Below are 22,316 nucleotides of genomic sequence, written 5' to 3'. Positions count from 1 at the left end.
CCCGCGGGCGCGGGAGTTCACCGCGCACCCCGGCCCGGCCCCGTGAGGGGCCGGGCCGGGACGGCCGCGCGGCCGCCGGTGCGCGGCGTGGTGTGCCGGCCCGTCAGACGGTGTGCAGCGTGAGGTTGTAGCGCTGGAGGATGGGGTTGATGGGCTGGAAGACGGTCATGCTGGAGGAGCCGCAGCTGCCGCTGCCGCCGGAGTGCACGCCCTGCGCCTGGTCGCCGGCGATGACGGAGCCGCCGGAGTCACCGCCCGCGCTGCAGGCGTTGGTGAACGACATGCCGTTGGCGACCTGGCCGCTGGAGTACTGGACGGTCTGGTTGACCGCCGTCAGCGTGCCGCAGCGCCAGCCGGTGGTGGACCCGGAGCGGCAGATCGAGGAGCCGACCGGCACGGCGTTGGAGCCGCGGACCAGCCGGTCGGAGATGGAGCCCCAGCCGAGGACGACCGGCTCGGTCCACCAGCCGCTGCCGACGTTCACCCAGGCCATGTCGCTGCCGGGCCACACCCGGCCCTGGACGTGGCCGATGTGGGTGTTGTCCCAGCCGCGGACGGCGTTGCCGGTGGTGCCGCAGTGCCCGGCGGTGACGAAGCCGCCGCGGACCGAGAAGCCGATGGAACAGCGGGAGTTGCCGACGTAGAAGGGGTCACCGCCGACGATGCCCGCCGCTTCGGTGGAGATCGGCTCGTCGAGGGTGGCGACCCCCACCGGCCCGGCCTCCCCGGCCGCGGTCAGGAACGCCTGCACCGCCGGGTCGTCCGCGTTCTCCTCGACGACCTGCACCACCACCTGGTTGGTGGTGATGTCGACCCCCCAGCCCGCGACGCCCGCCGGGGCCTCGTCGGTCAGCGCGTCGATCCCGGCCTTGACGGCGTCGAGTTCCTCGGCGCTGTGGGTGACGATCTCGGTGGCGGCGCCGGTCCGTTCGACCGCCTCGACGACGTCGGCGTCGGTGACCGCGACGGTCAGGTCCCCGGAATCCGGGTCGAACCAGCTGCCGGCGAAGGTGTCGCCGGCGGCCTCCTCGGCCAGCGGGGCGATCTCGGTGGCTTCCGCCTCCTGTGCGAGGCGGGTGACCGCCTGGTCCTCGGTCAGGCCGAGGTCGCTCTGCATGGCGGCGAGCAGACCGGGCGACGCCGGCTCCTCTGCCGCGGCGGCGGCGGTGGTGGAGGTGCCGACGGTGGCCAGACCGGCGGCGAGGAGCAGCGTGGACAAACCGGCGCCGACGGAGCGGCGTGTGAGCCTGCCACGGGACATGGTGCGAGACATGGGGAGTGCCCTTCTTTTGTTCCCTCAGTGGGGTGGAACAGCGAAGGCCGGGAGCGCTCTCGAACCCGGTGGGAGCGTAGGAGTCGTGAAGGTCCCGCGTCCAGTGCGTGGAGTTCCGGAACTCGCGCTGCAACGGCGTGGATCGGCCGAAAGAGCCGGGGTGGCGGCAGCCGTCGGGAACGTTGCCGGGGCGGCACCGGTACGGCGGCCGTCCCGGCGGGGCCAGGGGGCCGGCCGTCGCCGGCCCCGCGTGCGGGAGCGGCGCCGAGCTGGCACAAGCGGTCGAATTTCGGCTGTCGTTGCGGAAGCTCGCCCGGAGGCGGCGGACCGCGCCCGCGCGTGCCGCCGCGCGCCGACGTCACCAGGAAGTGGGCCGGACCCGTCAGCATCGATCGCCGACCGGGGCGGGCGGGACCGCAAGGGGTCGGCTGGGACAGGGCCGGGGAAACGGTCACCAGCGGGCGCCCGCCGCCGCCTTCCGGTCACGCGCCCCACCGATCTCCCCCGCCGCGAGGGCGACCGCGGCGCCGTGGAAGGCCAACCCGAGCACGGTGGCCATCTCCGGCAGGTCGAACAAGCGCAGCAGGTTGAGACCGACCCCGACCAGGAAGAGCGCGAGCGCCGCCCAGCGACGCCAGGCCGGCAGCCCCGGGAGCTCGGTGACGGTCACCGACGCCCAGAGGGCGGCCAGGAACAGCACGACGTACAGCACCAGGACGGCGATCAGCATGCGGGCTCTCCGTGAGCGGCGGTGCGCCCGGTCGCGGGCGCGGTCCCGGCGCGGCGCCGGGCCACCGGCCGGGCGCCGGGGCAGCGTAGCGCGCCGCCGATCGGACGCATCTCCGGTGCTGATGTCTCCTTGAGACATGTGTCCCGCTGAGACATCACCGGGTGTACCGTCGACCGTATGACGGTTGAAGGAGTCGAAGGAGACGCGCCCACGGTCCCCGCCCCCCGCGAGGACGGCCGGCGCCGCAAGGCGCGCCGGACCCGGGAGGCGCTGGCCGCCGCCGCGCTCGACCTCGTGGTGCGGGACGGGCCGGAGGCGGTGACGGTGGCGGCCGTGGCCGACCGGGCCGACGTCACCCGGCGCACCTTCAGCCGCCACTTCGCCGGCAAGGAGGAGGCCGCGCTGGACTTCGTCCGGGACGACGGCAGCCGCATCAACACGCTGCTGCGGAACCGGCCTGCCGAGGAACCCCCGCTGGCCGCCTACCGACGCGCGGTCGCCCAGTGGCTCACCGATGTCGACACCCCGGCGTCCCACCACCGCCCCGAGATACGGGCGCTGCTGGCCCGGGTGGACACCGATCCGGGGCTGTTCGCCGCCTACCAGCGCATCCGGGTCGACGCGCAGGAGGAGTCGGTCGCCATCGTCGCGGCGCGCCTCGGTGTCGACCCGGCCGCCGACCCCCGCCCGGCCGTGGTGGTGGACACCGCCGCCGGCGTGCTGACCGCCGCGCTGCGGCTGTGGTCCCGCCGCCCGAGCCGCGGGGGGCACGCCGCCGTCGCCGAACTGACCGCTCTGGTGGAGCGGTCCTACGACGCCCTCGTCGAGGAGGCGGCCCTCGCCTCCCCGGCCGGGGGAACCCCGCACGTCCCAGCAGAGAGAGCAACGCCATGAGCACCACCACTGCCGTTCCCGACTACGCCACCGAGTTCGCCGGCCTGCCGACGCTGGTCACCGGAGCGGCCTCCGGCATCGGGTTGGCCACCGCCCGCCGGCTGAGCGCGGGGGCCGCCCCGGTCGTGATCGCGGACCACGACGGCGACGGAGCCGAGCGCGCCGCCGCCGAGCTGCGGGCCGCGGGCGGAGTGGCCGCCGCTGTGACCATGGACGTCACCGATCCCGAGTCGGTCCGGCGGGCCGTCGAGTTCGTCGCGGACACCTTCGGCGGACTGCGACTGGCCGTCAACAACGCCGGGGTCGGCGGTCCCGTGACGCCGACCGGCGAGTACGACCTCGACGCCTGGAACCGGGTGATCCGCACCAACCTGGACGGGGTCTTCCACTGCCTGCGCCACGAGCTGCCCGCGATCGAGGCGGGCGGGGCCGGCGGGGCGATCGTCAACGTCTCCTCCATCCTGGGGAGCGTGGCCTCGCCCGGATCGGCCGCCTACGTGGCGGCCAAGCACGGGGTGGTCGGGCTGACCCGGACCGCCGCGGCCGAGTACGCCGCGAAGGACATCCGCGTCAACGTCGTCGGGCCCGGCTTCATCGAGACCCCGCTGCTGCGGGAGATGGACCGCGACCAGTACGACGGGCTGGTCGGGCTCCACCCCGCCGGGCGGCTGGGAACCCCCGAGGAGGTCGCCGAGGTGATCGCGTTCATGCTCTCGCCGCGGGCGTCGTTCGTGCACGGCAGCTACCACCTGGTGGACGGCGGCTACACCACCGTGTGACGGCGGGTTCCCGCGCGGAGCGCCGGGCGTGCGGAGAGGCCGCGGCCGCGGGGTCAGTCGCAGGTCCGCAGGGCGGCCCGGTCGATGTCGGCGCTGCGCCCCGCGCCGGTGAGGTCCCACACCCAGAGCCCGAAGAAGGCGCCGGTGAAGCCGAGGGTGCGCAGGCCGCCCCGGTCGGTCTCCTCGACGTGCTCGTCGGAGGTCACCGTCGCGTCGAGCGGCAGCCCGGGACCGTGCCGCCGGCCGGCTGCCCGGGCGCGGGTGTGCAGCAGTGGCCCGTCCAGTTCCAGGGCGAGGTCGACCGGGCCCTCCGCCCCGTCGAGGGCGAGGAGGTCCTCTCCGGTGGAGGTGACGCCCCGGTCGCAGGCAGCGCTGCGCACGACGGTGCGGCCGGCGTCGTCCGCCGTGAGGTGCAGGAAGTACCAGTTGCGGGTGTTGTAGTAGAGCGTGACCCCGGCGAGGTGTTGGAATCCGAGGGGGCGGAACTCGACGCGGGCCTCGAAGACGGCGCGGGGCGCGGGGACACGTCGGCCCACCAGGCTGGGACCGACCAGGCTCTGCGGGGACCGTCCGCCGCTGATGCGCAAATGGGACCGGCGCGCGGTCAGCGAGAGCCAGCGCGTGTCAGCGTGGCGTCGCAGCGTCGACCACTGCGGCCCCAGCCGGGGGCCGTCGAAGTCGTCCACCTCGACGGCCGCCGCGGCGGGCGCCGGCGGTGGTGACGGTGCGGCGCTCTTCGCCGGGGAGGCGACCGGGGCGGGAAGCGGATGCGTGACGGTCACGGCGGGCCGCCCTCCGGGCACGCGCGGCCAGCCGTCGGCGGTCCAGACGACCGGCGCCACCGCGGTCTCGCGCCCGAGGATGCTGGAGCCGCGGGGGCCGAGCGGCCGGGAGGCCAGGTACGCCAGCCAGCTGCGTCCGTCCGGCATGGTGAAGAAGCTGCCGTGCCCGGCCCGTTGCAGCGGGAGGTCCGGGTCGCCGCGTGCGGTCAGCAGCGGCCCCGCGGGGTCGGCTGTGTAGGGGCCGGTCACCTGCCGGGAGCGGGCGACGACCACGCGGTGGTCCCTCCCCGTCCCCCCGTCGGCGGTGACGAGGTAGTAGTGGTCGCCGCGGCGGAACAGGTGCGGACCCTCCACCCACCCGGAGCGGTCCCGCAGCCGCACGGGCTGCGGCTCCCCGACAAGGCGGCGTGCCGCGCGGTCGTAGCGGGTGATCTCGAGTCCCGCGCTGCCGCCTCGCCCCGGCCGCCAGTCGTGGACGAGGTTGAGGAGCCAGCTGGTCGGGCCGTCGTGGAACAGCGACGGGTCGAAGCCGCGTGCGTGCAGCGGCACCGGGTCCGACCAGGGCCCCGCGGGGTCCGCGGCGACCGTCAGCTGGTTGGGGCAGTCGGTGAACCCGCCCGCGTAGGTGGAGACGTTGCTGTAGACCAGGTGGAACAGGCCGTCGGCCCACGTGAGGTTGGGTGCCCACACCCCACCGGAGTCGGGGGAGCCCTCCAAGCGCAGCAGCCGCTCCTCGCCGAGGACACCGCCGAGCGGCTCCCACCGGACCAGGTCCGCGGAGCGGTGGAGACGCACCCCGGGGCTCCACTCGAAGGTCGAGGTCGCGAGGTGGACGCGGCCGCCCACGACCACCGCGGAGGGGTCGGGGTGCGACCCGGGCAGCACGGGGTTCCGGACGATCGGAGGGCCGGCGGTCACGGGCGGCCCCGAACGCCGGCGCGGCAGCGGCCGCGCATGCGGCGGCTCATCGGACCGCCCCGCCGGAGTTCTCGGGCCCGGCGGCAGCGGTCGGGGCGGCGGCAGCCGGCTCCCCCCGGAGGTGGGCCTCGACGGCGTCGCGGCGCCGCAGCTTGCCGCTGCTGGTCCGGGGCAGCTGACCGGGGCGCAGCAGGTGGACGTCCCCGACCTGCACGGCGACTCCGAGCGTCCGGACCAGCTGGGTGACGACGCGGTCGCGGGCGCCCTCCGGGTCGGTGCGCGCCGTGCGGTCCGCCTCCAGCAGGACGAGGACGCGCCCGTTGCGCTGCGCGACGACCGAGCGGCCGGACCGGACGAAGGGCAGGCGTTCCACTTCCTGTTCGAAGTCGACGGCGAAGAGGCTCCGTCCGTTCACCTTGATCCGGTCGCCGGCGCGGCCGGTGACGAAGAGTTCACCGTCATCGAGAAAGCCGATGTCACCGGTGGCGTAGAAGCCGTCGGGCGAGGCCAGAGGGGCCTCGCGGTCGAAGTAGTGGTCGGCCAGACTGCCGCCGGCGATCTCGATCTCGCCGAGTTCGTTCTCGCCGCACACCACGCCCGCCTCGTCGCGGACGCGCACGGTGAACTCGGGCATGGGCCGCCCGACGGAGAGGGCCTCGACGCCGGAGGGGGAGGCGACCGTGCGGATGCCCGCGCCGGGCGGCCGGGCGGAGACCAGCAGCACAGCCTCGGCCATGCCGTAGCAGGGCATGAAGGCGTCCGGTCGCAGCCCGGCGGGGGCCAGCAGCGTGGTGAAGGCCCGCAGGTGGGTCAGGTTGACGGGTTCACTGCCGAGGTAGACGGCGCGGACGGCGGAGAGGTCGAGGGCGGCGCACTCCTCCGGCTCCATCGCGCCCATGAGCCGGAGCGAGTAGTCGACGGCGAAGTTGGGGATCACGGTGCCCATGACTCGCTCCCGGGCCATGTGCTCCCACCAGCCGCGTGCGTCGAAGAGGAAGGTGGCGGGGTCCGCGAGCAGCAGGTCGCAGCCGACGGCGAGGCAGGACAGCAACCCTCCGACGAGGCCCATGTCGTGGTAGAGCGGGAGCCAGCTGCTGACCCGGTCGTCGGGTCGGCGGCCGTCGGTGCGGGTGATCATCGCGAGGTTGGCCCGCAGCGGTCCGTGCCGCACGGGTATCCCCTTGGGGAACGCGGTCGAGCCGGAGGAGAACTGGACGAACGCGATCTCGCCGTCGTGGGGTGCGCGCAGCCGACCGCCGGGTGTGCGGGCGTCCGGTGGGGGCAGCGGCAGCGCGGGGACCGGCAGGTCGACGGGGGCGAGGCCGGGGACGTGCAGGACGTGCGTCGCCCGGTACTCGGCGGCGACGCGGCCGAGGAAGTCCTGGTAGGCCTGGCGCGGGGTGCTCAGCACGAACGGTCGGACCGAGAGCGGCACGGCACCGATCTCGATGAGGGCGAGGAAGGAGACGATCGTCCCCACCGACGTCTCGAACGGCAGGAGGACGCGGGCGCCCGGCCTCACCCCGTGGTCGAGAAAGAAGGCCGCGTGGCCGGCGATCCGCTCGGGCAGCTCGCGGTGGTCCAGGGAGTGCGGGGTGCCGTCGAACGTTTCGTAGAAGTGGAGGCCCCTCCCGGGCGGGCGGCGGTGGGCGTCGGTGATGGCGTCGAGGACCACGGCCCCTCACTCCCCGCCGCGGGCGGCGGCGTCGCGCATCCACGCCGTCAGCCGGGGCAGCACCTCGGACTCGGCGCGGGGGCCGCGCACCACGTCCACATGGCCGGGGTCCCAGCTGAGCCCGGAGAGCCGGCCGAGGACGGAGAGTTCCGCCTTCTCCCCCAGGTGGTCGGCGAGCTTGCGGGCGCGGGCGGGCGAGGCGTGGAAGGTGTCGGCGGCTCCGACCGCGACCAGCACCGGGAGGGTGACCGCCGCGAGTTCGCTCCAGTAGTCGGTGCGGCCGTCGGCGCTGCGGAAGGCGCCCTGCGGCGCCCAGTCGGCGAACTGCCGCATCAGTCCGGCTGGTTCGTCGTGGCGGCCCTGGCGGAGCGCCCGGGCCGGGAACCTCCCGAGCAGCCGTGAGACCACGGCGGCGAAGGTCAGCTGAACGCGTTTGGCGAGGCCACCGTCGCTGTGGTCGTTGACCGCGGAGGAGACGGTCACGACGCCGGTGAGCCGTCGTTGCAGCTCCGGGTCGACGGCCAGGGCGGCCAGCGCGGCGTACCCGGCCATGCTGTGCGCGAGGAGGAACAGCGGGCCGCTGTGCAGCCGGCCGGCCGCGCGGAGGAGGTCGGGCACGTCGTGGCGGACGTAGGTGTCGAAGTTCCAATCGGCCGAGCGGCCGGGGCCGGGGCCGCCGGGCCGGTGGCCCCGCAGGGACGCGAGGTAGCAGACGTGGCCCTCGGCGAGGAGAGCGGCGGCGGGGCCGCGGCCGTCGGGGCCGAGGAAGAACCTCTCGTCGGAGAAGAGCCCCGGGAGGAGCAGGACGCCGGGAGCTCCGTCGGACGCCGTCGGCGGGGCGACGCGTTCGAGGTGGAGTTGGTGTCCGTCGGACGTCGGCACCCTGTGCGGGGTGCGCTCCGCTTCGGCGGCGGTGCTCATGGGCTCTCCTTCTCCGGAACCGGCGGCGGTCAGGGCCGTTCCTGCGCGGGGTGCACCGCCGCCAGGTACGCGTGCAGCGGGATCAGGTGGCGCAGCCGGGTGTCGAGGAACGCCACGGTGATCAGGGCCTCGACGGCGGGGGCGGTCGCGCGCCCGGGGACGATGCGCTGCCGGAAGACGGCACGGTAGGTGATGTCGCCGGCGGCGAGGTCCGCGGCCGAGGGCGAGGTCAGCAGGGTGCGGACGGTCAGCGGTCCGTAGGGGAGCTCCGCCCGGTAGTCCACCTCGGCCCGGGAGACCACGGCGACCGCCTCGGTGCTGCTGACCGGGGCCCGGCTCTCCAGCCAGTGCCGCCGCCCCGCCTCCAGGTAGGCGAGGGCCACGGCGTGGTTGACGTGGCCCAGGGCGTCCAGGTCACCGGGGCGGACCGGCAGGTCGAGCTGCGATTCGTCGGAGTACACGGGGAGCGGTCCGTCCTGTCCTGGTGGGGTGGGTCCGGTTCACGGTCCGCACGGCGGAGACCACGACCACCGCCGAGACGTAGTCACCGCTGTGGGAGAGCGAGACGGCGACGCGCAGGCCCCGGCGGCCGAGGTGACGCGCCAGCGCACCCCGGGCGCGGAACCGGGGCGCGCCGTGACGGTCGTGCGCGAGTTCGGCATCGGTCCAGAACCAGGGCTCGGGCGCGGGCGGCAGCGCCTTGAACAACGCCTCCTTGGCGGCGAACCCGGCGGCGGTGCTCTGCAGGGGTACGACCGCCGACGCGAACCGCGCGAGTTCGGCCGCGGTGAAGAAGACGCCGGGGCTGCGCAGGGCGACAGCGGTGCGCAGCGGGGCGACTGCCTGGAGGTCGTGGCCGACGGCGATCAGCTGTCCAGCAGGTCCATCCACGTGTCCTCGACCTCTTCGCGGGAGCCGACCGCGATGCCGGTGATCTTCTTGAGGGCGCCGCAGATCAGCTGTTCCTTCTTCTCGATCGCCTCGGGCCGGAAGTCGCTGCCGCTGGTCTCCAGGTGGTCCCACCAGTTGACGTGGGTGCCGCGGCTCTCCCGCTGCTCCCGCGCGCTGCCCTGGAGTTCGCCGTCCTCGCGGAGGAACAGATGCGCCACGGCGAAGGCGTCCTTGCGGTGGTAGGCACCGCTGTCGACCAGCGCCTTCGCGAACGAGACGAAGTAGTTGCGGTGCTGGATCTCGTCGGCGGCGACCTGCTTGAAGATCCGGCGCAGGCCGGCGTCCTCCACCACGTGCTGGCACTGCCCGTAGTTGACGGCGGCGGTGATCTCGGAGATCGCCAGCAGCACGAGCGTGCGCAGCATGTCGTCGTCGGGGAAGACCTGGCGGAACTGGATGAAGGTCTCGTCCGAGATGGGCTCCATCCCGGCCGACTGGGCGAGGCGGATGAAGACGGTCTCGTGGTGCGCCTCCTCCTCGTTCCAGTAGCGGCTCCACGTGCCGCACGCCTCCATCACCGCGGCCACCGACGGGTCGGTCGGTCCCCAGCGGCGGGTCTCGGCCTCCGCCTGGCGTTCGAGGCGGTCGGCGCCCGGCTTGGTGGTCAACTCCGCCCGGCCGGCGTTCCAGACGAGGATCCGGTCGCGCGGGGTGAGGCTGTCGATGTCGACCGCCGCGAGCATCTCCATGACGCTCCACCGGCGGGACTCGTGCAGGCGGTGCTGCTCCCAGGTGACGTCGACCAGGGACATGCCCCGGTCGGTCAGCGCGTCCCAGAGGTCGGTGATGATCGCGGGCTGCGACGCGGTGGGGCGGGCGCCGCGGGTGCCGGTGCCCGGGGTGACGGTGCTCATGCGACCGCCCCCGGCTGCTGCCGCTCGCATTCCGCGAGGAAGAGCGCGACGACCTCCGTCAGCGGCGTGTCCAGGGGGAGCGCGGGCAGGCGGACCCGTATGCCGTGGTCCTTGCGGAGGGAATTCGCGGTCCGGGCGAACGACTCCATGAGGTCGATGCTGTTGGTCATGCGCGGGCTCCGGCCGACCACGTCCGCCAGCGTGACGCCGCTCTGGAAGAGTTCGTCCTCGGGTACCTCCGCGTGCTCCGCGAATTTCCGGCGTATATAGGAATCGAGCTCGGGCGCATCCATGGTTCGTGAGACTACAGTCGGCGACGCGGAACGCGGCCGCTTCGGTCATTCGTTTTGTTTATCACCGCGGGCCGGCGCCGGATTCGCCCGGCGTCGCGTGCGCCGGAGGCGCCCTCGCTCGTGCGCTCGGTCGGCCGTGAAGGCCAGGACGGAACCGGACGCGTTCGCGGTGCGACCCTCCCTGTGGCGCCGAGCGCGGTGCTCACCGGGCGGACGGGTCCCCGGCCCACCGGCGGCAGAGGGACCGCATCCCGCGCGGAACCGCACGGCCGCACGCGCCCGAAGCGGCCGGGGAGCGCCGGCGCCTCCGCACGCAGGGAGCGTTTTACAGCCATCCCCGCGGGAGCCCGCCGCCCCCGGTCTTCCGGTCGACGGCCGAGAACCTCCCTCCACCGTGGCACGCGACAGCGGCCCCGCCCCGTGGCACGCCGTGTCGCCGTCGCGCACCCGGACCACGGTCGAAGGGCCAACCGGCCCGTGCCGGACCGGCCGGGAACAGCAACGACCAGCGGACGACCGCGCGCACCGTCGGCGGGAGCGGTGTGCCCGCTCCGGGCGTCGCGCGCTCGCCCCCGCCGTTCCTTCCGCACCGCGTCCCCGGTACCGGCGGAGAAACGGCACGACATTCGGATCGGCGTGTTCCGCCTCTTCACCCACCGCTGTCCCCGCACTCACTCCCCCACCGAAACACCTCCCCGCTAGGCTCCCGACCCTGGACCGGTGGACCCGCACTCGACCCGTTCGGAGGGAAACGGAAAACGACCAGCCAGTTCCCGACAGCACCAACCGCCGCCAATCCGTGCACAGGCATGTGCCGGCACTCGCTCCTTTTCCGGTTGCCGATCACGGAGGTGTTCCGCGGGACCGCCGGAACGCGCGAGCGGCGCCGGACGACCGACGACCGGGCCGCTCCCGGGCGAATCCACCGAAAGCCACTGCAGGAACACGCCTCGGGCCCGACCGCGCATTCCGGAACGGCACGGAACGGCGGACCGCCGCGGAACACCGACCTCTCCGCGGCCGCCGGTCCCGTCGCCTCCCCGGTTTCCGTCCGCGCGGTCAGGGGCGTTCATCACCACTCGTGGGGGGAACGACATGTCGATCACCGACACGGTACGAGAGGGAACACCCGACCGCGCCGCGGAGCGCCGGCCCGCCGACCTCGGCCTCAGCCGCCTGCGGTCCTTCATCTGCCTCGCCGAGGAACTGCACTTCGGGCGCGCGGCCCAGCGGCTGCACATCAGTCAGCCCGCGCTGAGCCAGCAGATCGCCCGCCTGGAGAAGGACCTCGCCACCCCGTTGCTGCTCCGCACCAACCGCGCCGTCTGGCTGACGCCGGCCGGCCGCGAGTTCCTGCGGGGGTCGCGGGCAGCGGTCCGGGCGCTGGACGAGACCACCGACGCAACCCGGCGCCGCGCCGGCAGCCGTTCGCCGTTGGTGCTGAGCCACGTGCCGCACGGGGACAGCGCCCCGGAGGCGTTCGTCGCGGGGCTCGGCGCCCTGGCCGGGGAGCAGTTGTTCCGCGCCGGGGTGCGAGTCGTCCGGCACACACGCGAGGAGCACCTGCGCGCACTGCGCGAGGGCGGGGCGGTGCTCGGAGTGCGCCCCGCGGACAACGGCCCGGACCCGCGGGGCCTGGGCACCGCGGACGTGACACTCCGTGCGGCGCCGGAAGAGGGCGGCGCACCCGTGGTCCACCGGCTGAGGCTGAGCTGGCCGGAGTGGGCGAGCCCGGCCGAGGTCGACCGGCTGGTGGCGCTCGCCCGCGGGCTCGCCCGACCGCCGCTGGCCGCGGCAGCGGAGGGCTGAGAGCGGGTGGGAGGCCCCGCACCGGGCCCGCGACATCGGATGCGGCCATCTGCCGAGTCACCGGGAACGCCCGCGTGCAACCCGGTGCGAGAGCGCCCCTCGGCGGTGCAGCTGACCGCATCCGATGGCGCGAGCCAACCGGCGACGCCGGGTCTCCCCCATGCGCTGAGCCGCCCACCGACCGCACTCCGCCGGAGTACCGGTGGCCCCGGCCCGCCGCATCCCACGGCGGCGCGTCCACCGGGCCGGCGCCTCGGTCGACGGGACCGGCAGCCGCAGCCGAGCCGCGCGAGGGCCGTTGTCGCCGAACGGCACCCGGCTGCCGGTCCGGGCCCGGCGAGGGCGCCGACAGCGGCCCCGTCCCGCAAGCCTGCCCGGTGGCGCCGCCGAGGCGTCGAGGGGCCGCCGGGCAGAGACCCCGGGTCCGTGCCCTCAGCCGTCGTCGCGCCCGTCCCGCTCGGGCAGGCGCACCGGGGCGGGCAGGACCGCGGCGACCCGGTACCCGCCGCCGGGCCGCGGCCCCGACGAGACGGTGCCTTCGACCAGCGCCACCCGCTCGCGCATCCCGACCAGGCCGTTGCCGCCGCCGTCGGCCCGCCGTCCGACGCCCCGCACGGCGGGCCCGCGTCCGTCGTCCTCCGCGACGAGTTCCACGGCCGTGTCGGTGTAACGGAGCATCACGCGGGCGGTGGCCCCCGGCCCGGCGTGCTTGCGGGTGTTGGTGAGCGCCTCCTGCACGATCCGGTAGACGGTGAGCGCCACGCCGTCCGGGAGGGCGCGGGGCTCGCCCTCCAGCCTCCAGTCGACCTCCAGTCCGGCGGCACGCACCTCGTCCACCAGGGTCGCCACCTGCTCCGGTCCGGGTTGCGACGCGGCGGCCGGGTCGCCCGCCGTCCCCTCCCCCGCCGTGTCGCGGAGCACGCCCACCAGCTGCCGCATCTCCGACAGCGCCTGACGGCCGGTGCTGCTGACCGCCCGGACCGCCTCCCGCGTCCGGTCCGGGTGGTCGGGGATGGTGTAGAGCGCCCCGTCGGCCTGGACGACCATGACCGAGACGCTGTGGGCGACGACGTCGTGCAGCTCGCGGGCGATACGGGTCCGCTCGGCGGCCACCGCCACCCGGGCCTCCAGTTCCTGCTCGCGCTCCAGCCGGGCGGCCCGCTCCTCCAACGCGGCGAAGTACGCGCGGCGGGTCCGCGCCGCGTCGCCGAGGACCCACGGGATGAGGGTCACCGGGGTCAGCAGGCACGCCTCGACCACGAAGCTGGCCGGGTCCCCCTCGGCCAGCCAGCGGGAGCCGTGCAGCCAGGGCCCCGCCAGGACGAGGGCCAGCGCGGTCCGGGAGGCCCAGCGCAGCGGGCCGGCGGCCGCGGTGCCGACGACCACCAGGAGGAGCAGCGCGGTCGGCAGGAGGAGGACCGCCCCCAGGACGTGCAGCACCACCGTGGCGACCGTCAGCCACATCGCGGGGCCTGGCGCGGTGCGGCGCAGGGTGACGGCGGCCCACGCGGTGGCTGTGACGAGAACGCCCGCCCACACCGGCCCGCCGGGGTAGTAGGGGCTGTCGTAGCCGAACACCAGCAGCAGGCTCAGTCCGACGACCGGCAGACTCCACCCCGCGTCCGCCGGGGCGGGATGGCGGCGCAGGAAGGCGTAGATCCGACTCATCGGCTCACCGTATGCCGCTCGGAGGCGCGCCCGTCCGGCGAGGCCGGGTTCGACCGCGCCGCCGTCCGCGCGCTCCACACGCCCCCGTTCAGCGGTTCGCGGGGCGGTGGAGGGCGGGGGCGCGGCGCAGCGGTCGGGTCAGTCGCCGGCGGCGGGGGCCGGGGCGAGGAGCGCCGCGGGTGCGGGCAGCGGGTGGCCGGCGGAGAGGGCGCGCAGCGTCCCGGCGACCGCCGCAGCTGCGGGCGCGCCCGGCTCGATCAGCGTGTAGTGGCCGGTACCCGGCAGGACCACCGTCTCCAGGTCGCGGTGGACGGCGGCGTAGTCGCCGAACTGGCTGAGCGGGACCTCCTCGTCGACCTCGCCGTGCAGCAGCACGGTGCGGACCCCGGTGGTGCCGGACAGGCGCAGCAGGGTCACCGGGTCGACCGGCGGGAGACGCTCGGCGAAGTTCTCCTCGCCGCCGAGCAGTTGCAGCGCGGCGTCGTCGCTGAGGCGGTCGCGCCGGGTGGCGGCCAGATCGGTGAGCGGCGCCAGGGCGAGGACGCTGTCGGGCAGCGCCTCGGTGTGCCAGCGCGACCCCGGCGGCAGCAGCGCCCGGGCGGCGCACCAGAGCGCCAGGTGGCCGCCCGAGCAGTGGCCCGCCAGCACGTACGGCCTGCCCGCGGGCAGCGTGTCCACCAGCAGGGCGACGTCGTCGAAGGTCTCGGGGTACCCGCCGGCTCCTCCCGAGCGTCGGAACCCCGGCAGCAGCGTGTGGAAGCCCTGGGCCGCCAGGTACGCGGCGAACGGGGTGAGGTGCATCCGGTCGTAGCGCCAGTAGCCGCCGTGCAGCAGGATCACCAGCGGCGCGTCGGGGTCCTCGGCGGGCCAGGCGTCGTAGACCTGGTGCGGATGGTCGCCGTAGGAGCCGTGACGGGGCGCGAGGACCGGGCGCAGGCTCAGCACGCGGCGTTCCTCCTCGGCCGCGAAGGCGGAGATGCGGTCAGACGACACCCCGGACCTCCCACAGCTCGGGGAAGACCGGGCGGGCGGCGCGGCCCTCCAGCCAGGCCAGACCGGCCGACCCACCGCTGCCGGGCCGTGTCCCCATGGCGCGGCGCACGACGCGCAGGTGGTCCTCCCGCCAGCGGCCGACGAGTTCGGCGATGTCGGTCAGCCGTTCGGCGAGGACCAGCAGCGGGTGGTGCTGCGGCCCGGCGTAGATCTGCCGCCAGGCCTCCACCACGCCGGGGTCGGAGGTGTACGGGGCGGTGACGTCCCGCTCCCGCACGCGCTCGGGCACCTCGAACCCGTGCCGGTGCAGGTAGAGCAGGACCTCGTCGTACAGCGACGGTTCCCGGTACGCCTGCCGCAGCTCCGCGTGGACGGCCGGGTCGCCCTGGTGGGAGCGGAGCATGGACTCCGACTTGTCGCCGAGCAGGAACTCCAGATGCCGGTACATGGCCGACTGGAAGCCGGAGGCACGGCCGAACGCCGCCCGGAAGCCGTTGAACTGCGCCGGCGTCAGCGCGGCGATCGGTGCCCAGGAGGCGACCAGCGCGGTGAGCGCCCGGCGGCTGCGGACCAGTGCGTCGCCGGCGGCGTCGAGGTCGTCCTGCGCCAGTGCGTCCCGCGCGGCGCGCCACTCGTGGGCGACGAGCGTGAACCACAACTCCATGACCTGCGTCGTGACCAGGAAGCCCATCTCGTCCGCGGCCTCGGTGAGCGGATGCTGCAACGAGTTGAGGACGGAGGCGCGGACGTAGTCGTCGTAGGGGCTGGGCCCGGTGAAGGGCCGGGTGAGGGTGGAGTCCACGCCCGGGTCCGCCAGGCGGGACGTGCCGTTGTTCATGATGGCTCCAAGGCTGTGGCTGCCGGATCTGCGTCGCGGCCGCCGGCGGGGCGGTGTCCGCCGGCCGGGCGGCGGGGGCGCGGTTCAGGGGCCGAGGACCACGCCACCGCTGGCGTTGAGCCACTGCCCGGTGACCCAGCGGGCGTCGTCGCTCGCAAGGAAGGCGACGGCGTCCGCGATGTCGTCCGGGGTGCCGACGCGGCCGAAGACGGAGGCCGCGGCGTACGCCTGGCGGACCTGCGGGTCGGCCAGCGTGGGGTTGATGCCGGTGTCGGTGAACCCCGGCGCGACGGTGTTGACGGTGATGCCGCGCGGCCCGAGCTGCTTGGCGAGGTCGGGGGTGAGCGTGTCCAGGGCCCCCTTGCTCATGTTGTAGGCGGTGATCTGGGGGAACGCGGTGCGGGTCGCGGCCGAGGAGACGTTGACGATGCGCCCGCCGTCGCGGAGCCGGCCGAGCGCGTGCTGGACGAGGAAGAACGGCGCCCGCGCGTTGACGGCGACGAGCCGGTCGAAGTTCTCCTCCGTCACGTCCGCCACGGTGCCCGGCACACTGATCCCCGCGTTGTTGACGAGGATGTCCAGCCCCGGCTCCTCGCCGCGGTCGGCGAGGCGGGCGTCGAACTCCTGCCAGAGCGCGGCGGCGTCGCCGTGGACGCCGAGTTCGGCGTGGACGGCGAACGCCCGGCCGCCCGCGGTCTCGATCTCCTTGACGGCCCGCTGCGCGGCCTCGTGGTCGTGGCCGTAGTGCACGGCGACGAGGGCGCCGTCGCGGGCGAGACGCCCGCTGATGCTGCGGCCGATGCCGCGGCTTCCGCCGGTGACGAGTGCGGTGCGGCCGGCGAGGCGTTCGGTGGTGGTCACGTTCTCTCCTGTGCTGGTTCCGTGGGGTGGAGGTCAGGCGTCGAAGTCGAGGGTGAGGTCGTCGGTGCGGGGCCGGGCGCGGCAGGCCAGGGTGTAGCCGGCGGCGCGGTCGCGCGGGTCCAGGGCGTGCTGCGGGGCAAGGGCGACGGCCCCCCGCACGACCTTGGCGCGGCAGTTGCCGCAGACCCCTTCGCGGCAGGAGTAGGGCACTTCGGGTCGCACCCGCAGCACCGCGTCGAGGGCGACGCGGTCCTCCGGGCCCATCACCGTGCGGCTGGTGCGGCCGGCGAGCACCGCGGTGATGCGGCGCTCCCCGTCCGCGGGGGCCCGGTCGGCGGGCTCGGGGTCGCCGGGCAGCCCGTCGGCGGAGAACAGCTCCCAGCGGACGGCGTCCGCGGGCACACCCCGCTCGGCGAGCAGCGTCCGCGCCGTGGCCACCAGTCCGTGGGGGCCGCACAGCGAGTAGGTGGTCCCCTCCCCCGGCCGGGCCTCCAGCAGGTCCAGGACGCGGCTCAATCTGGCAGGGTCGAGGCGTCCGGTGAGCAGGTCGCTGCCCTGTTGCTCCCGGGAGAGGACGTGGACGGTGGTGAACCGGTCGACGTGCGCGTCCTTCAGCTCGGCGAGTTCGTCGGCGAGCAGCGCGTCCCCGGCGGTGCGCACGGCGTGGACCAGGGAGACCCGGCAGCCGGGGTCCTCCCGCAGCGCGGCGGCTGCCATGGGGGCGAGCGGGGTGACGCCGCAGCCGCCGGCGATCAGCACGTGGTGGTCGGCCGGTGCTGCCGGGAGGCCGAAGTTGCCGGTGGGGGGCGACAGTTCGAGCGTGTCCCCACTGGCCAGCCGGGTGGCGGCATGGGCGCCGAAGCCGTCGGGGGTGTTGCGCTTGACCACCAGCCGGAGGCCGGCAGGGTCGGTGGGCGGCGGGCAGAGCGAGTAGCTGCGGCGCAGCTCCCGGCCCTCCTGGCGGTGCCGGACGACGAGGTGCTGTCCGGGCCGGTGGGCGAAGACGGGGCGCAGTTCCGGCGGTACCCGGAGGGTGACGGCGGTGGTGTCCGCGGTCAGCCGGTCGACCTCCGCGACGGCGAGGCGGTGCCAGCCGCGGGGCGGTGCGACGGGGGGCTCGGCCGGGGGCGTGGGGGACGCGGGGCGGTGGGTGGTCATGACGTCACCTCAGATCACCGTCATGGCGGGGAAGGTCTCGCGGCAGGAGGTGCACCACTGCACCGCCTGGCACCGGGACGGGCCGAAGGGGCTGTGGGGCCGCGTCGCGGCGGAGCCGCAGTGGGTGCAGGCGGCGGTCAGCTCCACGGGGACGGGCCCGTCGCCCGCCGGGCCGGGCGGGGCGATGCCGTGGGCGGCGAGCTTGGCACGGCCTGCCTCGGTGATGCGGTCGGTGGTCCAGGCCGGTGCGAGCACCTGCCGGACCCGGCCGTCGGGGTGGCCGCACTCGGCGAGCACCGCGCGGGCCGAGGCAGCCATCGACTCCAGTCCGGGGCAGCCGAGGAAGGTGGGGAGGAGGGCGACGTCGAGGCGGCCGTCGTCGGTGATGCCGACGGAGTGGAGCACGCCGAGGTCGGCGAGGGTGATCATCGGCAGTTCGGGGTCGGGCAGCGCGCCGATCCGGGCCGCGACCTCCTCCGCGGGCAGGGGCGCGTCGGGGCCGGGCGGCGGTGCCGTGTACGCGGGCTCCTGTCGCGGCGTCACCAGCTGCCTCCAGGGTACTGCCGGTGCACGGACTGGAGTTCGGCGAGCAGCGGGGCGAAGTCCTCGGTGTGCAGCCCGTCCCGGCCCCCGCGGGGCTGCGGGCCGAGGGCGGGCACCGTCAGTCCGGCGCGATCGAGGACGGCGGTGACCGCTGCCGCCCAGTCGTCGTGGAGGGCGGCGACGGACGGTACGGCGCCGGTCGCGACCAGGGTGCGGGAGAGCTCGTCCTCCTCGAACAGCTCCGCCGTGTACGGCCAGACTCGGTCGACCGCGGCCTGCATCCGGCGGTGGCTCTCCGCGGTTCCCCGCCCCAGGCGCTCGGTCCAGCGGTCGGCGTGGTGGCGGTGGTAGGCGCTCTCCCGGGCGGCACGGGTGCCGAACGCCGCGAGTTCCGGGTCCGCGGCGTCGGCGAGCGCCGTGTAGTGGAGGACGGCGTAGTGGCTGAAGACCAGTTGGCGCGCGATCGTGACGGCGAAGTCGCCGCGCTCCAGCTCCACCAGCAGCACGTTCTCGAACTCCCGCTCGGTGCGCCGGAACGCGAGGTCGTCCTCGGAGCGGCCGCTGCCGTCGAGCTGTCCGCTGCGGGTGAGCAGGACGCGGGCGTGGCCGATCAGGTCCAGCGCGATGTTGGACAGTGCCAGGTCCTCCTCGATCGTCGGAGCGCGGGTCACGGTCTCGCACAGGCGCTGGCCGAGGATCAGGGCGTCGTCGCCGAGCCGGCGGACGTGGCGGGCGAGCGCGTCACCGGGGGCGGTGCCGCGGGCGCCGGGGGCCGCCGGGCGGGCGGTGGTGGCGGGGTCACGCATCGTCCTGCTCCCCCCGGGTGAGGGGCGCGAAGTGCTCCGGGTAGCGGTAGGGCTTGTGCCGCGCATTGCTGAAGAAGGGGTCGCGCTCCGCCGGGGAGGCGGCGTGGACCCCGTCGGAGCGGACCACCCACAGCGACAGCGGGTCGCCGCGCCGGGTGTAGAGGTCGCGGGCGTGCGCGAGCGCCATGTCGGGGTCGGTGGCGCGCACCGACCCGACGTGCTGGTGGGCGAGGCCGCGGCGCGGGCGCAGGAACACCTCCCACGAGGTGGTCGTGGTCTGCTGGTCCTGGCTCATCCGGTCGGCTTTCCTTCCCCGGCGGTGGTCCGGTCCGGCGCGGCGTCCGGCGCGGTGGGCCGTTCGGCGTACGCGGCGGCCGCCTCGCGCACCCAGGCGCCGTCGCGGTGGGCGGCGACGCGGTGCGCGATCCGGCGCCGCGCGGTGTGGGAGTCCTCCTCCAGCGAGCCGCGGTAGACCTCCCAGTCGATCGGCCCGAAGTCGTAGTGGCCGCGTTCGTCGTTCCAGCGGATGCCGGGGTCGGGGAGGGTGAGTCCGAGCTGTTCCGCCTGCGGGACGACGTGGTCGACGAAGCGCTGCCGGAGTTCGTCGTTGGTGTGGTGCTTGATGCCCCAGGCGATGGCGCGGCGGGAGACGGCGGCGCCGAGCGCCGCCGCGGGCTCGCGGGTCCCGGCGGTCTCGGTGTCGGGCGGGCCGAACATGAGGGCCACGGCCGGGAGCCACCAGCGGTCGACGGCGTCCTGCGCCATCGCGCGCTGTTCCGGGGTGCCCTCGCACAGCGCGAGCAGCATGTCGAACCCCAGCCGGACGTGGAAGGCCTCCTCCTGGCAGATCCGGCGCATGGCGCGGGCGTAGGGGCCGTAGGAGGTCCGGCAGAGCGGTGCCTGGTTGGTGACCGCGGCTCCGTCGGTGAGCCAGGCGATGGCGCCGGTGTCAGCCCAGGTGAGCGCCGGGTGGTTGAAGGTCGCGGCGTAGCGCTGCTGGCCCCGGTGCAGTGCGTCGAGCAGGTCCGCGCGGTCGACGCCGAGGGTCTCGGCGGCGGAGTACAGGTACAGGCCGTGGCCGGCCTCGTCCTGCACCTTGGCGATCAGCACGGACTTGCGGTGCAGGGAGGGGGCGCGGGTGAGCCAGCCGCCCTCGGGCTGCATCCCGATGATCTCCGAGTGGGCGTGCTGGGCGATCTGACGGATGAGCATCCGGCGGTAGCCGTCCGGCATCCAGTCGCGCGGTTCGACGCTCTCGCCCGCCGCGACCAGCGCCTCGAACTCCGCCGCCCGCTCCGCCTCCTGCGGTGCACCGCCGTCCGCGGGGGCATCGGCCGCGCGGGGACCGGTGGGGGCCGTGGCGCTCATCGCGGCACCGCCGCTCCGGGCGCGGGGCGCGGGCGGGGGCCCTCTCGCGTGCACTCCCCGGGCACCTGCATCAACTCCTCGACCTGCGGCCGCTTGCCGGTTCGTCCCCGCACACCGCGGGCCCGGCACTCATGGAATAGAGAGGGGCGGGAGGCGCTCCGCTATCCGGGGCAACCCCCTGATCATTCATGTGACGAACATCACAGGGGTGGTGGCGGAGTGCCGCCCCCGGTTGCCGCCTCTTCTTCCTCGACGGCACGCCGCTCCCCCGACGGCGGGGCGGCCGGCCGGGCGGCGCACGGCCGCGGCACAGCGAGAGGAGCAACCATGAGCACCGTCAGGGGCATGCTGGTCGAACTCACCGGTACGGCCGAGTACGCCGAGAGCATCGGCGACGACGTCGACCTGGCCGGAAGCGGCATCGACTCGGGCGACCTGGTCCGCCTGGTGCTGCTGGTGGAGCAGCGCACCGGCGTGGAGATCACCGCCGACGACATGGAGGAGCTGCACACGATCGGCGACTACGAGCGCTTCGTCGCCGAGCGCGCGCCGGTGGAAGCCGCGGAGGACGCCTGATGTGGTTCACCCAACTGGTGGAGCGCAACCGCCAGTGCCACCCCCACCGCACCGCCGTGGCCGACGCACGGCGCAGCGTCACCTGGGCCGAGTTCCACGACCGGACGGCGCAGCTCGCCCACGGGTTCGCTGCCCTGGGGATCGACCGGGGCGACCGGGTGGCGATCCTCTCCCAGGACCGGATCGAGGTGCTGGAGAGCTACTTCGCCCTGGCCCGCATCGGGGCGCTCTTCGTTCCGCTGAACCACAGCCTCTCCGCTCCCGAGGCGACCGAGATCATCGAGCGCGTCGGCGCGGTGGCGGTGGTGGGCGAGACCGAACTCCTCGACCGCCACCCCGAGCTGCCCGCCTCGGTGCGGCTGCGGGTGGCGCTGGACCAGCCGGTCTTCGAGGCGCTCGGCACGGAGGCGCCCGAGCCCCGCCCGGCGCTGCCGGACGTCGCGGACACCGATCCGGTGGCCGTGCTGCACACCTCGGCCACCACCGGCCGTGCCAAGGGCGTCACCGTCGACGCGGCGTCGTTCCGCGCCATCGCGCTGGGCTGGCTGGTGTCGGCGCGGCCGACCGACGACATGGTGATGGTCAACTGCTGCCCGCTCTACCACGGCAGCATGGTCGTCTCCCTGACGTACATGGCCGCCGGCACGACCATCGTGCTGATGCCGGGTTTCACGCCGCAGCGGGCCGTGGCCGCCGTGGAGCGGCACCGCGCCACCCACATGTGGATGGTGCCGCAGATGGTGCGCTTCATGCTGCAGGCGAAGGCCTCCCGCACGGCGAATCTGGGTTCGCTGCGGGAGATCCTCTACGGCGCGGCGCCCATGCCGCCGGAGGTGTACACCGAGGCGGTGGAACGCCTGGGGTGCGGGTTCCGGCAGGTCTACGGGATGACGGAGGTCGGCGGCCCGTTCGTCACCCTCGGCCCCGAGGAGCATCCCGCGCCCGGGCAGGTCGACGCCCGTATCCCCTGCGGCCGCGTGGTGCCCGGGATGTCGGCCCGCGCGGTCGACGACGCGGGCCGCGAGGTGCCCGGCGGCGAGATCGGTGAGATCGTCGTCCGCGGCCCGGGGGTGATGCAGGGGTACTGGAACGAGCCCGACGCCACCGCGGAGATCACGCTCGACGGCTGGATCAGGACCGGGGACCTCGGCTTCTTCGACGGCCAGGGCCGCATCCACCTGGTGGACCGCAGCAAGGACCTCATCATCCGCGCCGGTCAGAACGTCTACCCCTCGGAGATCGAGCGGGTGCTGACACAGCACCCGGCGGTCCTCGACGCCGCCGTGGTCGGGACGCCGGACGACGACTACGGGGAGGTGCCGCTGGCCTACGTGGTGGCGACCGAGGGCACCACCGCCGCCGATCTCCTCGCCCACGCGCGGGAGAACCTGGCCCCCTACAAGCGGCCCACCCGCTTCGAGTTCCTGGCCCAGGTGCCGCGCAACCCGGCCGGCAAGATCGTCAAGAAGCTGCTGCGTGCCTGAGTCGGCGGTGCGCCCGGCGGGCACCGGCGCCGACGGCGCGACCGCATCCCTGGAGCGGTTGCGCACCACCAGTTGGGTGAACCACATCAGGCGTCCTCCGCGGCTTCCACCGGCGCGCGCTCGGCGACGAAGCGCTCGTAGT

23 protein-coding genes are annotated in these 22,316 nt (G+C 74.8%); 5 read left to right on the top strand and 18 right to left on the bottom strand.

Features of this window, described 5'->3' with window-relative positions; genetic code table 11:
- Positions 1-103: 103 nt before the first annotated feature.
- Both HCN56_RS05760 and HCN56_RS05755 read right to left on the bottom strand, forming a co-directional pair.
- Positions 104-1,273 (bottom strand): S1 family peptidase, encoded by a 1,170-nt coding sequence (locus tag HCN56_RS05760; protein ID WP_245245966.1) that lies wholly within the window; start codon positions 1,271-1,273, stop codon positions 104-106.
- A gap of 451 nt (positions 1,274-1,724) precedes the next feature.
- On the bottom strand, positions 1,725-2,003 hold the full coding sequence (locus tag HCN56_RS05755) for a hypothetical protein (protein WP_167968384.1): 279 nt from the start codon (positions 2,001-2,003) through the stop codon (positions 1,725-1,727).
- A 177-nt stretch (positions 2,004-2,180) separates the two neighbouring features.
- Here HCN56_RS05755 and HCN56_RS05750 point away from each other — a divergent pair, with 177 nt between their 5' ends.
- Positions 2,181-2,897, top strand: coding sequence for a TetR/AcrR family transcriptional regulator (locus HCN56_RS05750; protein ID WP_167968383.1), 717 nt, complete (start codon positions 2,181-2,183; stop codon positions 2,895-2,897).
- Positions 2,894-3,676, top strand: coding sequence for an SDR family NAD(P)-dependent oxidoreductase (locus tag HCN56_RS05745; protein WP_167968382.1), 783 nt, complete (start codon positions 2,894-2,896; stop codon positions 3,674-3,676). The genes HCN56_RS05750 and HCN56_RS05745 overlap by 4 nt, the downstream gene beginning before the upstream one ends.
- A 53-nt stretch (positions 3,677-3,729) precedes the next feature.
- On the opposite strand, the gene HCN56_RS05740 is transcribed toward HCN56_RS05745, so the two are convergent.
- From HCN56_RS05740 to HCN56_RS05710, 7 genes are read right to left on the bottom strand one after another with little or no spacing between them, the layout of a single operon-like run.
- Entirely contained in the window at positions 3,730-5,376 is a 1,647-nt protein-coding gene (locus tag HCN56_RS05740; protein ID WP_312871069.1) for a glycoside hydrolase family 43 protein, read from the bottom strand.
- 46 nt (positions 5,377-5,422) lie between these two features.
- Entirely contained in the window at positions 5,423-7,051 is a 1,629-nt protein-coding gene (locus tag HCN56_RS05735) for an AMP-binding protein (RefSeq protein ID WP_312871068.1), read from the bottom strand.
- A gap of 6 nt (positions 7,052-7,057) precedes the next feature.
- Positions 7,058-7,972, bottom strand: a complete 915-nt coding sequence (locus HCN56_RS05730) for an alpha/beta fold hydrolase (RefSeq protein ID WP_167968381.1) — start codon at positions 7,970-7,972, stop codon at positions 7,058-7,060.
- Positions 7,973-8,001: 29 nt separating this feature from the next.
- On the bottom strand, positions 8,002-8,433 hold the full coding sequence (locus HCN56_RS05725; RefSeq protein ID WP_167968380.1) for an acyl-CoA thioesterase: 432 nt from the start codon (positions 8,431-8,433) through the stop codon (positions 8,002-8,004).
- Positions 8,387-8,863 (bottom strand): holo-ACP synthase, encoded by a 477-nt coding sequence (locus HCN56_RS05720; protein ID WP_167968379.1) that lies wholly within the window; start codon positions 8,861-8,863, stop codon positions 8,387-8,389. The genes HCN56_RS05725 and HCN56_RS05720 overlap by 47 nt, the downstream gene beginning before the upstream one ends.
- The gene (locus HCN56_RS05715) at positions 8,839-9,777 is read right to left on the bottom strand and encodes a ferritin-like domain-containing protein (protein ID WP_209312393.1); all 939 of its coding nucleotides are present in this window, start codon (positions 9,775-9,777) and stop codon (positions 8,839-8,841) included. Before HCN56_RS05715 ends, HCN56_RS05720 begins: the two co-directional genes overlap by 25 nt.
- The gene (locus tag HCN56_RS05710) at positions 9,774-10,070 is read right to left on the bottom strand and encodes a hypothetical protein (RefSeq protein WP_167968378.1); all 297 of its coding nucleotides are present in this window, start codon (positions 10,068-10,070) and stop codon (positions 9,774-9,776) included. The genes HCN56_RS05715 and HCN56_RS05710 overlap by 4 nt, the downstream gene beginning before the upstream one ends.
- 1,095 nt (positions 10,071-11,165) lie before the next feature.
- Here HCN56_RS05710 and HCN56_RS05705 point away from each other — a divergent pair.
- Positions 11,166-11,879 carry a LysR family transcriptional regulator gene (locus tag HCN56_RS05705; protein WP_167968377.1) on the top strand — a complete coding sequence of 238 codons (714 nt, stop codon included), beginning with the start codon at positions 11,166-11,168 and terminating at the stop codon, positions 11,877-11,879.
- A gap of 432 nt (positions 11,880-12,311) precedes the next feature.
- Here HCN56_RS05705 and HCN56_RS05700 read toward each other — a convergent pair whose 3' ends face one another.
- The 9 genes from HCN56_RS05700 to paaA form a co-directional block, all read right to left on the bottom strand.
- On the bottom strand, positions 12,312-13,547 hold the full coding sequence (locus HCN56_RS05700; protein WP_167968376.1) for a sensor histidine kinase: 1,236 nt from the start codon (positions 13,545-13,547) through the stop codon (positions 12,312-12,314).
- 138 nt (positions 13,548-13,685) lie between these two features.
- Positions 13,686-14,540 carry an alpha/beta hydrolase family protein gene (locus tag HCN56_RS05695; protein WP_167968375.1) on the bottom strand — a complete coding sequence of 285 codons (855 nt, stop codon included), beginning with the start codon at positions 14,538-14,540 and terminating at the stop codon, positions 13,686-13,688.
- Positions 14,530-15,378, bottom strand: a complete 849-nt coding sequence (locus HCN56_RS05690; protein ID WP_167968374.1) for a tryptophan 2,3-dioxygenase — start codon at positions 15,376-15,378, stop codon at positions 14,530-14,532. Before HCN56_RS05690 ends, HCN56_RS05695 begins: the two co-directional genes overlap by 11 nt.
- Before the next feature lie 84 nt (positions 15,379-15,462).
- Positions 15,463-16,239: a glucose 1-dehydrogenase gene (locus HCN56_RS05685; protein ID WP_167968373.1), complete on the bottom strand. Its 777-nt coding sequence runs from the start codon at positions 16,237-16,239 to the stop codon at positions 15,463-15,465.
- Between the two features lie 33 nt (positions 16,240-16,272).
- Positions 16,273-17,397, bottom strand: a complete 1,125-nt coding sequence (locus tag HCN56_RS05680) for a 2Fe-2S iron-sulfur cluster-binding protein (RefSeq protein WP_167968372.1) — start codon at positions 17,395-17,397, stop codon at positions 16,273-16,275.
- Positions 17,398-17,406: 9 nt separating this feature from the next.
- The gene (paaD, locus tag HCN56_RS05675; protein ID WP_312871067.1) at positions 17,407-17,940 is read right to left on the bottom strand and encodes a 1,2-phenylacetyl-CoA epoxidase subunit PaaD; all 534 of its coding nucleotides are present in this window, start codon (positions 17,938-17,940) and stop codon (positions 17,407-17,409) included.
- A complete protein-coding gene (paaC, locus tag HCN56_RS05670) occupies positions 17,937-18,746 on the bottom strand; it encodes a 1,2-phenylacetyl-CoA epoxidase subunit PaaC (protein ID WP_209312392.1) in 810 nt (269 codons plus the stop codon). Before paaC ends, paaD begins: the two co-directional genes overlap by 4 nt.
- Positions 18,739-19,041: a 1,2-phenylacetyl-CoA epoxidase subunit PaaB gene (gene paaB / locus HCN56_RS05665; RefSeq protein ID WP_167968370.1), complete on the bottom strand. Its 303-nt coding sequence runs from the start codon at positions 19,039-19,041 to the stop codon at positions 18,739-18,741. The genes paaC and paaB overlap by 8 nt, the downstream gene beginning before the upstream one ends.
- The gene (gene paaA, locus HCN56_RS05660; RefSeq protein ID WP_167968369.1) at positions 19,038-20,114 is read right to left on the bottom strand and encodes a 1,2-phenylacetyl-CoA epoxidase subunit PaaA; all 1,077 of its coding nucleotides are present in this window, start codon (positions 20,112-20,114) and stop codon (positions 19,038-19,040) included. The genes paaB and paaA overlap by 4 nt, the downstream gene beginning before the upstream one ends.
- A 327-nt stretch (positions 20,115-20,441) precedes the next feature.
- Between paaA and HCN56_RS05655 the strand changes: the two genes are divergently transcribed.
- Together HCN56_RS05655 and HCN56_RS05650 are read left to right on the top strand one after the other, a co-directional pair.
- The gene (locus tag HCN56_RS05655; protein ID WP_167968368.1) at positions 20,442-20,690 is read left to right on the top strand and encodes an acyl carrier protein; all 249 of its coding nucleotides are present in this window, start codon (positions 20,442-20,444) and stop codon (positions 20,688-20,690) included.
- On the top strand, positions 20,690-22,174 hold the full coding sequence (locus HCN56_RS05650) for a class I adenylate-forming enzyme family protein (protein ID WP_167968367.1): 1,485 nt from the start codon (positions 20,690-20,692) through the stop codon (positions 22,172-22,174). Before HCN56_RS05655 ends, HCN56_RS05650 begins: the two co-directional genes overlap by 1 nt.
- Positions 22,175-22,316 lie beyond the last annotated feature (142 nt).

It is taken from the genome of Streptomyces lonarensis, from assembly GCF_012033735.1.
Taxonomy (GTDB): domain Bacteria; phylum Actinomycetota; class Actinomycetes; order Streptomycetales; family Streptomycetaceae; genus Streptomyces; species Streptomyces lonarensis.
The sequence above is the reverse complement of the archived record's forward strand: the minus strand, read 5'-3'. Positions and strand labels throughout refer to the sequence as shown.